We start from the raw sequence: 13,522 nt of genomic DNA, 5'->3' as shown, positions 1-13,522 counted from the left end.
GTGTTACAGGCTGAACCGCCCAACCATGTTGTTCAGATCCAGCGCCAGGCGCGACAGCTCATTGCTCGCTGCGCTGGTCTGATTGGCGCCGGTCGCCGACTGGACCGACAGATCGCGGATGTTGACCAGATTGCGATCGACTTCCCGCGCCACCTGCGCCTGCTCTTCGGCTGCGCTGGCGATGACCAGGTTGCGCTCGTTGATTTCGACGATGGCGCTGTTGATCGTGTCCAGCGACATCCCGGCGCCACGGGCGATATTCAAGGTCGATTCGGCGCGCTCGGTGCTGTTGCGCATCGAATCCACGGCGTGTTCGGTGCCGCTCTGGATGCTGCCGATCATGCGTTCGATTTCGCTGGTCGACTGCTGGGTGCGATGGGCCAGTGCGCGCACTTCGTCCGCCACCACGGCAAAACCACGACCGGCCTCACCGGCTCGGGCCGCTTCGATTGCTGCGTTCAATGCCAGCAGGTTGGTCTGATCGGCGAGGCCACGAATCACGTCGAGCACCTTGCCGATGTCGCGGGATTCATTGGCTAGGTCGCCGATCAGCGAAGCGGTGCTCTGCACGTCGGCGCTCATGCGTTCGATGGCGCTGACGGTTTCCTGCACCAGATCACGACCGTCGCCCGCCGAAGTGGTGGCGTTTTTCGAGGCTTCCGAAGTGCTGACCGCGTTGCGCGCGACTTCTTCGACAGCGCTGGTCATCTCATTGACCGCAGTGGCCGCCTGCTCGATTTCGTTGTTCTGCTGGGTCAAGCCGCGAGCACTTTCGTCGGTGACGCTGTTCAGCTCTTCCGCAGCAGACGCAAGCTGTGTGGCCGAACCGGAGATGCGCTGCAGGGTGTCGCGCAGCTTCGATTGCATCTTCGCCATCGCCGCCAGCAGGCGCCCGGCTTCATCTTCGCCATCGACATGGATCGGCTGGGTGAGGTTGCCTTCGGCGATAGTTTCCGCCGCCTCGAGTGCCTTGGAAATCGGCTTGGTAATGCTCACGGTCAGCAGCCAGGCGAACAGCAAGGTCAGGCCGCTGGCGATCACCAGCAGAGTGACGACCAGATCGAACGACATCGAGTACTGATCCTTGGCGCCCTGATCAGTCTCGGCAATTTGCTGGGTATTGATCTCCAGCAGACGCGCAAGTGCGGTGTTGACTGCCTCTGAGTTGCTCAGCAAATCGTTGTTGAGCATCTGCTGCAACTCGGCGATCTGGTTGTTGCGCGACAGGGTTTTCATGCGTTCTTCAAGCTGACGGTACTGCGCCAGCAATTGCACGTACTGATCGTACGCCGCACGCTCCTGCGGGCCTTCGATCAGTGGCTCGTATGCGCGTTGCGCATCGGCGATCTGGCGATTGCGCAGGTCGAACAGCTCGATGGTTTTCTGCTGCACGTCGGGTTCGCGATTGATCAGCAAACGATAGGACAGCACGCGCAGGCGCAGGGTCAGTTGGGTGAATTCGTCCAGAGCCTTGATCGACGGCACGCTGGCGGTGGCGATGTCTTCGCCGGCCGCGCGGATCTTGCTCATCTGGTTCAGCGCAAACACGCCGAGGATCAACATCAGGCCGCCGATCAGGGCGAAGCCGGTGAACGCCCGTGGGGCGATATTCATATTGCGAAGGGACATGGGCGGATACCGAAAAGGGCCGCATCCATGCGGGCTGAGACTGCTGTATGGGTGACTTATCGGTCATACGACTAAAGTCTTGAGGTGGTGTGCGTATTTGTCGCAGACAGGCTTGAGCGACGAAGTGCAGGAACCAGATCGACCAATCACAGTCTTTTAAACTCGCGAGAAGCTTCGCCACCCAGGAAAATCAAGGCCTTGCGCCGGTTTAACCCTGGCATCCATGGTGACTTTTCTTTATCGTACGCGCCCTTTGAAAAACGCTTGGAAGATCAAAATGTTGGAAGCATCCCTCAGCCAATTGGAACAGCTCGTCAGCGACCTGGTGCAACAGAACCAGACCTTGCTGCAGACCAACCAGACCCTGTCCACGGAACTGGCCCAGGCCAAGGATGAAAACGAAAACCTGCAACTGAACCTGATGGAGCAGGAAGAAAAACACGGCGCCACCGCCGCGCGCATTCAGGCGCTGGTTGATCGCGTCAATGCCGGTCCTGTCAGCGCATGAACCACGGCACAGCAGGGGTAAAAGTCATCTCCATTCTCGGCGAGGACTATTCGATCAAAGCACCGGCCGGGGAAGAACAGACCCTGCTGGACGCGGCGATGATGCTCAAGGCAGCGCTGGAAGACACCAAGCGCAAATACCCGACGCTGATCGGCGACCGTTTGCTGGTGCTGGCGGCGATGAATCTGTGCTCGCAGCAGATCGAAATGAAAAAGCAGCACAAAGAAGAACTCGACCGTTATCAAGAGCAAGTCAGCGCCACGGTCGAGACGATTGCCAAGACCATCAGTCAGGGCTGATGAGGTTGCGCACAACCAGGGAATAGATTGTCGGTTGGTTTGTATACAATCGGCACGGCTGTTGCAGTGTTTCGGCCACTTATTCCTTGGGGGTGCTCCATGCAGTGGTGGCGACGCAGTATTCAGTGGCAGTTGATTCTCGGCATGGGCGCGGCCCTGCTGATCAGCATCGTGATTGTGGTTGGCATTTATACCCTGGTGGTCAACCGCCTCGCCCAGAGCTATCTGGTCGAACAAGCGCTGCCGTCGAGCATTGAAGCGACGCGCAACGATATCGAACGCATCCTCGTCCAGCCGCTCACCGCCGCCAAGGACATCGCCAGCAACAGCATGGTGCGTGACTGGCTGGCGACAGGCGAGGACAGCAGCAAAACTGCGCTCTTCGCGCAGTATCTGGAAGGCATCCGCGCCGAACACAAAGCTTTCACGGCGCTGATCATCGGCACCGAATCCAACCACTACATCACCGAAAAAGGCCTCGATCGCACCCTCAGTCGCGCGAAACCGGCCGACGCCTGGTTCTATTCATTTCTCGACAGCAATCAGCCGCGCACCCTCAATATCGACAACGACGGCGCCACTGGCGAGCTGGCCCTGTTCATCGATTTGAAGGTCGAGCAGGCCGGCAAAGTTGTCGGTGTCGCCGGGCTCGGGCTGAGCATGAAAGAGCTGTCGGAGCTGATCCACAACTTCAGTTTCGGCGAGCGCGGCAAGGTCTATCTCGTGCGTTCCGACGGTCTGATTCAGGTCCATCCTGAGGCGCAGTTCAGCGGTAAACGCACCTTGACCGAGCAGATCGGTGCCAATGCGGCGCAAGCGCTGATGGGGCACAAGGAGGCGGTCAACAGTAGCTTCCAGCGCGAGGGTGAAGACTTCCTCGCCTTCAGCCTGCCGCTGCGCGATCTCGGCTGGACGCTGGTGGCCGAAGTGCCGCAGTCGCAGATCTACGCCGAAGCACGGAAAGCGATGTGGATGAGTGGCTGCATCGGTCTGGTGGTGGCGTTGGTCTGCCTGGCGTTGGTGGTGTGGCTGGCCCAAGGGCTGGTGCAACCGATTCGACAAGTAACACGGGCGCTGGTGGCCATCGGTAGCGGTGGTGGAGATTTGACTCACCGGTTAGATTCCAGCCGTGCCGATGAGCTGGGTGACCTGGCGCGCGGCTTCAACCGCTTCCTCGACAGCCAGCGCGCGATGATCGGCGAAGTGCTGACCACCAGCGAGCGCCTGCGCACGGCCGTGGGGCAAGTGGCGACGGTGGTGGACAACACCGCCGAGCGCTCCGGCCGGCAGCAGGAAATGACCGACATGGTAGCCACCGCCGTCCACGAAATGGGTCTGACCGTGCAGGAAATCGCGCAGAACGCTGGCAACGCCGCGCTTGCCTCGCAAACCGCGCGCGATGAGGCGTTGCAGGCGCGGGAAGTGGTCGGTGGCTCGATCCGTCATATCGAAAGCATGTCCGATGAGATCGGCGTGGCGGCAGGGGCGGTGGGTGAGCTGGCACAGCAAGTGGCGTCGATCGATTCGGTGCTGGCGGTGATTCGTGGCGTTTCCGAACAGACCAATCTGCTGGCACTCAACGCCGCCATCGAAGCCGCCCGCGCTGGCGACATGGGCCGTGGCTTCGCGGTGGTCGCCGATGAAGTGCGCACCCTCGCGCGCAGGACCCAGGCCTCGACCGACGAAATTCAACTGATGATCGGCAGCCTCAAGCAAGGCGCGGAAAACGCCGTGTCATCGATGCGCACCGGCCAGGCCGCGACGGGTACCGGGGTTGAGTCAAGCCAGCGCACCGGTGCATCGCTGACGGCAATCACCGGCCAAGTTGAGCGCATCAGCGATATGAACCATCAGGTGGCGACGGCAACCGAAGAGCAGTCGGCGGTGACTGAAGAGATCAACCGCAACGTGCAGGGGATTTCCGATCTGGCGCGCGCGACGGCGGGGGAGGTCAGGGCTTGTCGCGAAGACTGCCAGATGTTGCAGAAACTGGCGGATGATCTGGCGCGGCAGATGGGTGGCTTTCGATTGAACTGAGTGACTCTGACTTTGGCACAGACCCGACGCGCCTCGACGGCGCGTCAGTTTCACTCTGGTTACGCCCTTCAGAACAGCAGGATTTCGCGACCATAGAAGTCGATGCCGCCAATTGTCTCCAGGTAAAACACTCGCTTTTCACGAACAGTCCACACCTGCTGGTCCTCGAGGTAAGTATCGCCAGCTGCCAATGTCCTGAACAGATCGTTGCGGTTGAAATCCATATTGCTGATATAGGTCGAGCGAGGAGTGGTAACCATAGCCTGGTAAAGATTTGCACCCCTCTTGATATACCGTTTTCCCGTAACACGTTCCGCTGTTGGGTGTTTTACCACGTCATTGATTCGTGCCGAAAAAACGAACTGGTCTGCGCTCAGGATGACGTTCGGATCAATCAGCAACTTTGAGTCAGCGCCGCCATACACGACTGCTCGCCACTGGTTGGCGTCGATAAACGTGTAATCTTTATAAGCTATGCGATTGACCGTCTCGTAACGATCCTCCGCCATGATGATCTCGAACATTCCTGCGGCCGTTGTTTCGACAGCCGGTACTGAGTTATCGGGCGATGTCGTGGTGCTGATCAGCGATCGCTCATCAGAAAGACGATGGTGATTTTTACTGGTAACGGTGGAAACCGAGGAGTCTTCGTTAGTCCAGACTGTGCCGTTGCGTGATCCAAATTGCGAAATCGAGGCAAGCACGCAGTAGTCTCGGGTTACCAGTCCGGCAAGTTTGATAGTTTGGTCGGCAGTCTGGTTGTCCATGGCGTTCGCTCTTTTGTAAGTTGAGAAGAGGACGTTGAGTCCGAACTTGCCGGGCAAACTGCTAACTAAATGTCTGGCCTAAATAGCCTATCGTGCAGATCTCGCTTCCACACCTGTCAAAGATGACAGGTGTGGAAAGTCCAATAATGTGTTCTGTCTGGGTGAGGCGCGGAAATCAGAACCACTCCTCCCGCATCCCCAGACACGTATCATCCCGCGCCTCCAGCAAGTCCAGCTCATGCTGGCAACCCGGCACTTCCCATGTCAGGAAATACCGCGCCGCCTGCAACTTGCCCTTATAGAAGTCCACATCCGCCGCATTCCCTTTGGCCAGGCCTTCCTCGGCGCGAATCGCCTGCTCCAGCCAGCGCCAGCCGATCACTGCGTGACCGAACACTTTCAGGTACAGCGCCGAGTTCGCCAGGCTGCTGTTGACCTTGCCTTGGGCCAGATCGGTGAGCAGGCCGATGGTCACGGTTTGCAAGCGGGCCACGAGTTTTTCCAGCGGTTCGCGCAGGGTGGTCAACGAATCGTATGCAGTGGCACGTTCGGCCGTGTTGGCGATCAATCGAATCAGCTGCTTGAGACCGGCGCCACCGTTCTGCGCCAGTTTGCGTCCAAGCAGATCCAGCGACTGGATGCCGTGAGTGCCTTCGTGGATCGGATTCAGGCGGTTGTCACGGTAGTACTGCTCCACCGGATATTCACGGGTGTAGCCGTGGCCGCCAAGAATCTGGATCGCCAGTTCGTTGGCTTTGAGGCAGAACTCCGAAGGCCAGGATTTGACGATCGGCGTCAGCAGGTCCAACAGCTCATGAGCCTGTTTGCGTTCGGCTTCGGTTTCCAGCGTGGTGGTGTCATCGAACAAACGCGCGGCATACAGGCCGAGGTCAAAAGCCCCTTCGACGTAGGACTTCTGCGTCAGCAACATGCGTCTGACATCGGCGTGCTGAATGATCGCCACCGGCGCTGTGCTCGGATCCTTGCTGTCCGGCACCCGACCTTGCGGACGTTCGCGCGCATATTCCAGTGAATAAAGGTAACCGGCATAGCCGAGCATGACCGCGCCCATACCGACGCCGATCCGCGCTTCGTTCATCATCTGGAACATGTAGCTCAAGCCATGGTGTGGCTTGCCTACCAGATAGCCGACGCACTCGCCGTTATCGCCGAAGTTCAGCGCCGTCGATGTGGTGCCGCGCCAGCCCATCTTGTGGAACAAACCGGCGAGCAGCACGTCGTTGCGCTGGCCGAGGCTGCCGTCGTCGTTGACCAGAAACTTCGGCACGATAAACAGCGAAATACCTTTCACCCCCGGTGGGGCGTCGGGCAGTTTGGCCAGAACCATATGCACGATGTTTTCCGACAGCGGATGGTCGCCGCCGGAAATGAAAATCTTGTTGCCCTTCAGGCGATAGGTGCCGTCGGATGCAGGCTCGGCGCGGGTGCGGATATCCGACAGTGACGAACCGGCATGCGGCTCGGTCAGGGCCATGGTGCCGAAGAAACGTCCGTCGATCATCGGTTGCAGGAAGCGCTGTTTCTGCTCTTCGCTGCCAAAGCTCTCGATCAGATTGGCCGCGCCCATGGTCAGGAACGGGTACGAGGTCGACGCTGCGTTGGCGGACTGAAAGTGCGCGAAGCAGGCTTGCGACAGCAGGGTCGGCAATTGCATGCCGCCGGCCTCGAAGCTGCGTGCGGCGTTGAGGAAGCCAGCCTCGAGAAAGGCATCCACCGCCGGTTTCACTTCGGGAATCAGAATGGCCTGGCCATCTTCATAGCGCGGCTCGTTTTCATCGCCCTTGCGGTTGTGCGGGGCGAAATACTTTTCGGCGATGTTGCGCGCGGTGCCGATGGCGGCGTCGAAGGTCTCGCGATTGTGCTCGGCAAAGCGCTCGCGCCGGGTCAGGCCCTCGGCATCGAGGACTTCGTACAGCTCGAAAGCCAGATTGCGGGAACTGAGCAGCGTCTCGGACATGGCGGCCTACCTTAAAGAAAGTATGCCGCAGTCTAGGTAGGCCCATAAAAATGGGGAAGGAAGATAGATAAGGGTGATGGGGCGGCACAAGCCGCAAGCTGGAAGCTTCAAGCTTCAAGCTTCAAGCTTCAAGCTTCAAGCTTCAAGCTTCAAGCTGCAAGCTGCAAGTAAGAGCAGTTGGCTTCTACTTGCAGCTTGCAGCTTGCAGCTTGCAGCTGCTTTTATCCGATCGTCATCAAGCTGGCATTACCCCCCGCCGCAGCGGTGTTGACGCTCAATGCCCGTTCGATTACCAGACGCTCCAGGGCAATGTTGGTCTCGCCCTGGGACAGGCCCTGAACGCCAACGATTGCACCGCCACGCTGGGCGATCTGCTGGCAGACGCCGCGCAACTGGTCGGAGTGGCCGTGATGCAGCACGGCATCGAACACCACTTCGTCCTTGTTCCAGTCGGCAACGCGCTTGATCCGCGCCTGCACTTCCTTCGGCAGGCGGGCGAATAGCGCCTTGGTCAGTTCGGTTTCCGGCCACACCGCCGAACCGCCCACCGCCAGCACCGCCGCCAGTTGCGTCAGCAGATCACCTTCAACTTCCGCCAGGCACAGCACGTGTTCGCGCGGCAGGATGGCGTAGCTGTTTTTCTCGCCGGTCGGGCCAGCCAGCACCCGGGTGATGCCGCTCTGCGATTGCGCAGCGTATTGCACGCACAGGGTGCTCAGATCGGCAAACTTGTTGTTGTCGGCCCAGGCTTTCAGCGCGTTCAACGATTGGCTCATGGCATCGCGCAAGCGCACGTCCGGGGCGACGATGGCATCACCGCGGGCGAAGGATTGTTCGATGGCGTCGGCAGGACGCGTCGACAGCAGGCGGTACAGATACAGCGGGCCACCGGCTTTCGGGCCAGTACCCGACAGGCCTTCGCCGCCGAATGGCTGCACGCCGACCACGGCACCAACGATGTTGCGGTTGACGTAGACGTTACCGGCGTTGACGTTGTCGATCACCTTGGCGATGGTCTCGTCGATGCGCGTGTGCACGCCCAGCGTCAGGCCGTAACCGGAGGCGTTGATCTGGCCGATCAGTTGGTCCAGCTCCTTGCGCTTGTAGCGCACCACGTGCAGTACCGGGCCGAAGATTTCGCGTTGCAGTTCGTCGAAGCTTTCCAGCTCGATCAGGGTCGGCATGACGAAGGTGCCGCGCTTGACCTCTTCGCTTTCGGCAATCGCAACCTGGTAAACATTGCGACCTTTGTCGCGCATGCCTTGGATGTGCTTGTCGATGCCGGCCTTGGCTTCGGCGTCGATCACCGGGCCGATGTCCACGGACAGACGCTCGGGGTTGCCGAGACGGCTTTCGGCCATGGCACCTTTGAGCATTTCGATGACGCGATCGGCGGAATCTTCCTGCAGGCACAGCACGCGCAGCGCCGAGCAGCGCTGACCGGCACTGTCGAAGGCCGACGACACCACGTCGATCACCACTTGTTCAGTCAGTGCCGAGGAATCGACGATCATCGCGTTCTGGCCACCGGTTTCGGCGATCAGCGGAATCGGACGGCCCTGACTGTCGAGACGGCCAGCGATGTTGCGTTGCAGCAAGCGCGCGACTTCGGTGGAACCGGTGAACATCACGCCTTTGACGCGTTCGTCACCGACCAGACCGGCGCCGACGGTTTCACCACGGCCCGGCAGCAGTTGCAGCACGCCTTCCGGGATGCCGGCTTCGAGCATCAGGCGCACGGCTTGGGCGGCGACCAGCGGAGTCTGCTCGGCCGGTTTGGCCAGTACCGGGTTACCGGCGGCCAATGCCGCAGCGACCTGGCCGCTGAAGATTGCCAGCGGGAAGTTCCACGGGCTGATGCACACCACCGGACCGAGTGGGCGGTGGGCGTCATTGCTGAAATCGTTGCGCGCCTGCACTGCGTAGTAACGCAGGAAGTCGACGGCTTCGCGGACTTCGGCGATGGCGTTGGCGTAGGTCTTGCCGGCTTCGCGAGCCAACAGGCCCATCAGCGGCTGGATCTCGCCTTCCATCAAGTCAGCGGCACGTTCCAGAATTGCCGCACGTTCGGCCGGCGGGGTGGCCTGCCAGATCGGCGCGGCGTTCAGCGCGCATTGAATGGCGTTGTCGACGTCTTCGACGGTAGCTTCTTGAACGTGACCGACCACATCGCGGTGATCGGACGGGTTCAGCACCGCGACCGGCGTTTCGTTGCTGGAGGCGCAACCGAGCATCGGCGCGGCTTTCCAGTCGTTGTGCGCGGTGGCGAGCAGGGCGCAGGACAGCGATGCCAGGCGATGTTCGTTGGCCATGTCGATGCCGCTGGAGTTGGCGCGCTCGGCACCGTACAGGTCACGCGGCAGCGGAATGCGCGGGTGCGGCAGGCCAAAACCGCCTTCCACGGTGGCCATCTGCTCGATCTGTGCCACCGGATCGGCCACCAGTTCCTGAATCGAAATCGACTGGTCGGCGATGCGGTTGACGAACGAAGTGTTCGCGCCGTTTTCCAGCAAGCGACGTACGAGGTAAGCCAGCAGGGTTTCGTGAGTGCCGACCGGTGCGTACACGCGGCACGGACGGTTCAGCTTGCCCTCGGAAACCTTGCCTACAACCTGTTCGTAGAGCGGTTCGCCCATGCCGTGCAGGCACTGGAACTCGTACTGGCCCGGGTAATAGTTCTGACCGGCGATGTGGTAGATCGCCGACAGGGTGTGGGCGTTGTGCGTAGCGAATTGCGGGTAGATGACTTCCGGTACCGACAGCAGTTTGCGTGCGCACGCAATGTAGGAAACGTCGGTGTAAACCTTGCGGGTGTAGACCGGATAGCCTTCCAGACCTTCGACCTGGGCGCGCTTGATTTCGCTGTCCCAGTACGCGCCTTTTACCAGACGGATCATCAGGCGATGACGGCTGCGGCGGGCCAGATCGATCACGTAGTCGATCACGTACGGGCAACGCTTCTGGTAAGCCTGGATGACGAAACCGATGCCGTTCCAGCCGGTCAGTTGCGGCTCGAAGCACAGACGTTCGAGCAGATCCAGCGACAGCTCGAGGCGGTCGGCTTCTTCGGCGTCGATGTTCAGCCCGATGTCGTATTGCTTGGCCAGCAGGGTCAGCGACAGCAGGCGCGGGTACAGCTCGTCCATCACCCGCTCGTACTGCGCACGGCTGTAACGCGGGTGCAGTGCCGAGAGCTTGATGGAAATGCCCGGGCCTTCATAAATCCCACGGCCGTGGGACGCTTTGCCGATCGAATGGATCGCCTGTTCGTACGACGCCAGGTATTTTTGCGCGTCGACTTCGGTGAGTGCCGCTTCACCGAGCATGTCGTAGGAATAGCGGAAGCCCTTGGCTTCGAACTTGCTCGCATTGGCCAGGGCTTCGGCGATGGTTTCGCCGGTCACGAACTGCTCGCCCATCAGGCGCATGGCCATGTCGACGCCCTTGCGGATCATCGGCTCGCCGCTCTTGCCGATGATGCGGCTCAGCGACGAGGTCAGGCCGGCTTCGTTGTGGGTGGAGACCAGTTTGCCAGTCAGCAGCAGACCCCAGGTCGCAGCGTTGACGAACAGCGAAGGGCTGTTGCCCAGGTGCGGATGCCAGTTGCCGGTGCTGATCTTGTCGCGGATCAGCGCATCTCGGGTGCCTTTGTCCGGGATGCGCAGCAGCGCTTCGGCCAGGCACATCAGCGCCACGCCTTCCTGGGACGACAGGGAGAATTCCTGCAACAGACCCTGAACAATGCCCGCACGACCGCCGGCACTTTTCTGGTTACGCAGTTTTTCGGCGATGGTCGCCGCGAGTTTGTTGGTGGCTTCGGCCATCGGTGCCGGCAGGCGCGCCTGCTCGATCAGCATCGGCACCACTTCCGGCTCAGGGCGGCGGTAGGCGGCGGTGATCGAAGCACGCAGAACCGATTGCGGCAGGATGCTTTCAGCGAATTCGAGGAAGCATTGGTGAGCGTGATCGGTCTGCACTTCGCCTGCGTCATCGGCGTCTTTGGCGGTCAAACCGTTCAACTCGGTCAGGGTTGCACCACCCTCGAGTTTTTCCAGGTAATTGAAAATTGCCTGCTTGATCAGCCAGTGCGGCGTGCGATCAATCGAGGTTGCGGCAGCCTTCAGGCGCTCGCGGGTCGGGTCATCGAGTTTGACCCCAAGGGTGGTGGTAGCCATATTTTTATCCTCATGGTTGCCACAGTTGCGTGGCATCAGCTGGCCGCAAGATTAGCCGTGCGTTGAATGAGGTGCAACCGGGTGCAACCCTTTTTTTGCCGGAATAATACGCAGCTCGTCAGGAAATAATTTCTGGTACGAAAGTGCTGCTCCTGCTTGGTGCTTTTGCTTCTAGCAAAGAGCCATGACTGCGACAAAAGGGAGCAAAAACGGGGTGATCGTCGATTAATCCGACTGGGTGCAACTAATTCTCGCGAAACTGGTTGCACCTTATTTGCTTTGTTGCATAGCATTCGCCGCCAAGGTGCAACCGGGAATAACCCGGTGCATCGGCTGATGGCTTTCCTGGGGAAACATCAGTCTTAAATGCGCGGGATCCCGAATCGTCTGCCAAACGTCGTCGTTTGCGAGCGGTTCACCACCGCCGCTACATAAAAACAAAGCCAGGGCGTAACTCAATGAGCGTAAGCAATCCAACCCTGATCACGTTCGTGATCTACATCGCAGCAATGGTGCTGATCGGCTTGATGGCCTATCGCTCCACCAACAACCTTTCCGATTATATTCTCGGTGGTCGCAGCCTCGGCAGCGTCGTCACCGCGCTGTCTGCCGGTGCCTCCGACATGAGCGGCTGGTTGCTGATGGGCCTGCCGGGCGCCATCTACATGTCCGGTCTGTCCGAAAGCTGGATCGCCATCGGCCTGATCGTCGGTGCCTACCTGAACTGGCTGTTTGTCGCCGGCCGTCTGCGTGTGCAGACCGAGCACAACGGCGATGCCCTGACTCTGCCGGATTACTTTTCCAGCCGTTTCGAAGATAAAAGCGGCTTGCTGCGGATTATCTCGGCGATCGTGATTCTGGTGTTCTTTACCATCTACTGCGCTTCCGGCATCGTCGCTGGTGCCCGCCTGTTCGAAAGCACGTTCGGCATGACCTACGAAACGGCGCTGTGGGCCGGTGCGGCGGCAACGATTGCCTACACTTTCATCGGCGGTTTCCTCGCGGTGAGCTGGACCGACACCGTACAAGCCACGCTGATGATCTTCGCGCTGATCCTTACGCCGATCATCGTCCTGCTGGCCACAGGCGGCGTTGACACCACGTTCCTCGCCATCGAAGCGCAAGATCCGAGCAACTTCGACATGCTCAAAGGCACCACCTTCATCGGCATCATCTCGCTGATGGGCTGGGGTCTGGGCTACTTCGGCCAGCCGCACATCCTCGCGCGTTTCATGGCGGCGGATTCGGTGAAGTCGATCGCCAAGGCGCGTCGCATTTCCATGGCCTGGATGATCCTGTGCCTGGGCGGCACCGTTGCGGTGGGCTTCTTCGGTATCGCCTATTTCTCGGCGCACCCGGAAGTCGCCGGTCCTGTGACCGAGAACCCGGAGCGCGTGTTCATTGAACTGGCGAAAATCCTCTTCAACCCATGGGTTGCCGGTGTACTGCTGTCGGCCATTCTGGCTGCGGTGATGAGCACCCTGAGCTGCCAGTTGCTGGTGTGCTCGAGCGCCCTGACCGAAGACTTCTATAAAGCCTTCCTGCGCAAATCCGCTTCGCAACTGGAGCTGGTCTGGGTCGGTCGTGCCATGGTGCTGCTGGTAGCCCTGATTGCTATCGCGCTGGCTGCCAACCCGGAAAACCGCGTGCTGGGCCTGGTGTCCTACGCCTGGGCCGGTTTCGGTGCTGCATTCGGTCCGGTGGTGCTGATTTCGGTGGTCTGGAAAGACATGACCCGCAACGGCGCACTGGCCGGTATTCTGGTCGGCGCGATCACCGTGGTGGTCTGGAAGCATTTCGAACTGCTGGGTCTGTACGAAATCATTCCGGGCTTCATCTTCGCCAGCCTGGCCATCTACTTTGTCAGCAAGGCGGGTGAGCCGACTCGCGGCATGGTTGAGCGTTTCGAGGCAGCGGAAAAAGACTTCCATCTGAACAAGTGATGGACTGAGCTTCGGCTCACATGAAAACGGCCCGCTTCCTAGAGGAAGCGGGCCGTTTTTTTGTGCCTGTGATTTCTCGAATTCTGTGGAAATCCATTGTGGGAGCGAGCCTGCTCGCGAATGCGATTGATCATTCAATGAATGTGTCGACTGACATGCCGCTTTCGCGAGCAGGCTCGCTCCCAC

At 59.9% G+C, this 13,522-nt stretch carries 7 protein-coding genes and 3 pseudogenes; 5 read left to right on the top strand and 5 right to left on the bottom strand.

The window, feature by feature from the left end; translation table 11 throughout:
- Positions 1-3 precede the first annotated feature (3 nt).
- Together JWU58_RS27660 and JWU58_RS27655 are read right to left on the bottom strand one after the other, a co-directional pair.
- Positions 4-603, bottom strand: a pseudogene (locus tag JWU58_RS27660) (methyl-accepting chemotaxis protein); the annotation flags it as partial.
- A gap of 303 nt (positions 604-906) precedes the next feature.
- A pseudogene (locus tag JWU58_RS27655) lies at positions 907-1,563 on the bottom strand (MCP four helix bundle domain-containing protein); the annotation flags it as partial.
- A 343-nt stretch (positions 1,564-1,906) separates the two neighbouring features.
- On the opposite strand from JWU58_RS27655, the gene JWU58_RS25165 reads away from it, so the two are divergent.
- The 4 genes and pseudogenes from JWU58_RS25165 (at position 1,907) to JWU58_RS27645 (ending at position 4,473) form a co-directional block, all read left to right on the top strand.
- A complete protein-coding gene (locus tag JWU58_RS25165) occupies positions 1,907-2,137 on the top strand; it encodes a hypothetical protein (RefSeq protein ID WP_016772015.1) in 231 nt (76 codons plus the stop codon).
- Positions 2,134-2,436: a cell division protein ZapA gene (locus tag JWU58_RS25160; RefSeq protein WP_042608727.1), complete on the top strand. Its 303-nt coding sequence runs from the start codon at positions 2,134-2,136 to the stop codon at positions 2,434-2,436. The genes JWU58_RS25165 and JWU58_RS25160 overlap by 4 nt, the downstream gene beginning before the upstream one ends.
- Before the next feature lie 99 nt (positions 2,437-2,535).
- Positions 2,536-3,606: pseudogene (locus JWU58_RS27650) on the top strand (cache domain-containing protein); the annotation flags it as partial.
- 21 nt (positions 3,607-3,627) lie between these two features.
- Positions 3,628-4,473, top strand: coding sequence for a methyl-accepting chemotaxis protein (locus JWU58_RS27645; protein ID WP_420893297.1), 846 nt, complete (start codon positions 3,628-3,630; stop codon positions 4,471-4,473).
- A gap of 68 nt (positions 4,474-4,541) precedes the next feature.
- Here the strand turns inward: JWU58_RS27645 and JWU58_RS25150 are convergent, their stop codons facing one another.
- From JWU58_RS25150 to putA, 3 genes are all read right to left on the bottom strand, one after another.
- Positions 4,542-5,240: a hypothetical protein gene (locus tag JWU58_RS25150; protein WP_206421177.1), complete on the bottom strand. Its 699-nt coding sequence runs from the start codon at positions 5,238-5,240 to the stop codon at positions 4,542-4,544.
- A 175-nt stretch (positions 5,241-5,415) separates the two neighbouring features.
- Entirely contained in the window at positions 5,416-7,218 is a 1,803-nt protein-coding gene (locus tag JWU58_RS25145; protein ID WP_206421176.1) for an acyl-CoA dehydrogenase, read from the bottom strand.
- Positions 7,219-7,439: 221 nt separating this feature from the next.
- On the bottom strand, positions 7,440-11,393 hold the full coding sequence (gene putA, locus JWU58_RS25140; RefSeq protein ID WP_206421175.1) for a trifunctional transcriptional regulator/proline dehydrogenase/L-glutamate gamma-semialdehyde dehydrogenase: 3,954 nt from the start codon (positions 11,391-11,393) through the stop codon (positions 7,440-7,442).
- Between the two features lie 458 nt (positions 11,394-11,851).
- On the opposite strand from putA, the gene putP reads away from it, so the two are divergent.
- Entirely contained in the window at positions 11,852-13,336 is a 1,485-nt protein-coding gene (putP, locus tag JWU58_RS25135) for a sodium/proline symporter PutP (protein ID WP_016772011.1), read from the top strand.
- Positions 13,337-13,522 lie beyond the last annotated feature (186 nt).

The sequence above is a fragment of the Pseudomonas atacamensis genome (genome assembly GCF_017167965.1).
Lineage (GTDB): Bacteria > Pseudomonadota > Gammaproteobacteria > Pseudomonadales > Pseudomonadaceae > Aquipseudomonas > Aquipseudomonas atacamensis.
The sequence above is the reverse complement of the archived record's forward strand: the minus strand, read 5'-3'. Positions and strand labels throughout refer to the sequence as shown.

Coding starts and splice junctions, on each gene's coding strand:
- JWU58_RS25165 (WP_016772015.1), top strand. CDS start 1,907: ATGTTGGAAGCATCCCTCAGCCAATTGGAACAGCTCGTCAGCGACCTG.
- JWU58_RS25160 (WP_042608727.1), top strand. CDS start 2,134: ATGAACCACGGCACAGCAGGGGTAAAAGTCATCTCCATTCTCGGCGAG.
- JWU58_RS27645 (WP_420893297.1), top strand. CDS start 3,628: ATGATCGGCGAAGTGCTGACCACCAGCGAGCGCCTGCGCACGGCCGTG.
- JWU58_RS25150 (WP_206421177.1), bottom strand. CDS start 5,240: ATGGACAACCAGACTGCCGACCAAACTATCAAACTTGCCGGACTGGTA.
- JWU58_RS25145 (WP_206421176.1), bottom strand. CDS start 7,218: ATGTCCGAGACGCTGCTCAGTTCCCGCAATCTGGCTTTCGAGCTGTAC.
- putA (WP_206421175.1), bottom strand. CDS start 11,393: ATGGCTACCACCACCCTTGGGGTCAAACTCGATGACCCGACCCGCGAG.
- putP (WP_016772011.1), top strand. CDS start 11,852: ATGAGCGTAAGCAATCCAACCCTGATCACGTTCGTGATCTACATCGCA.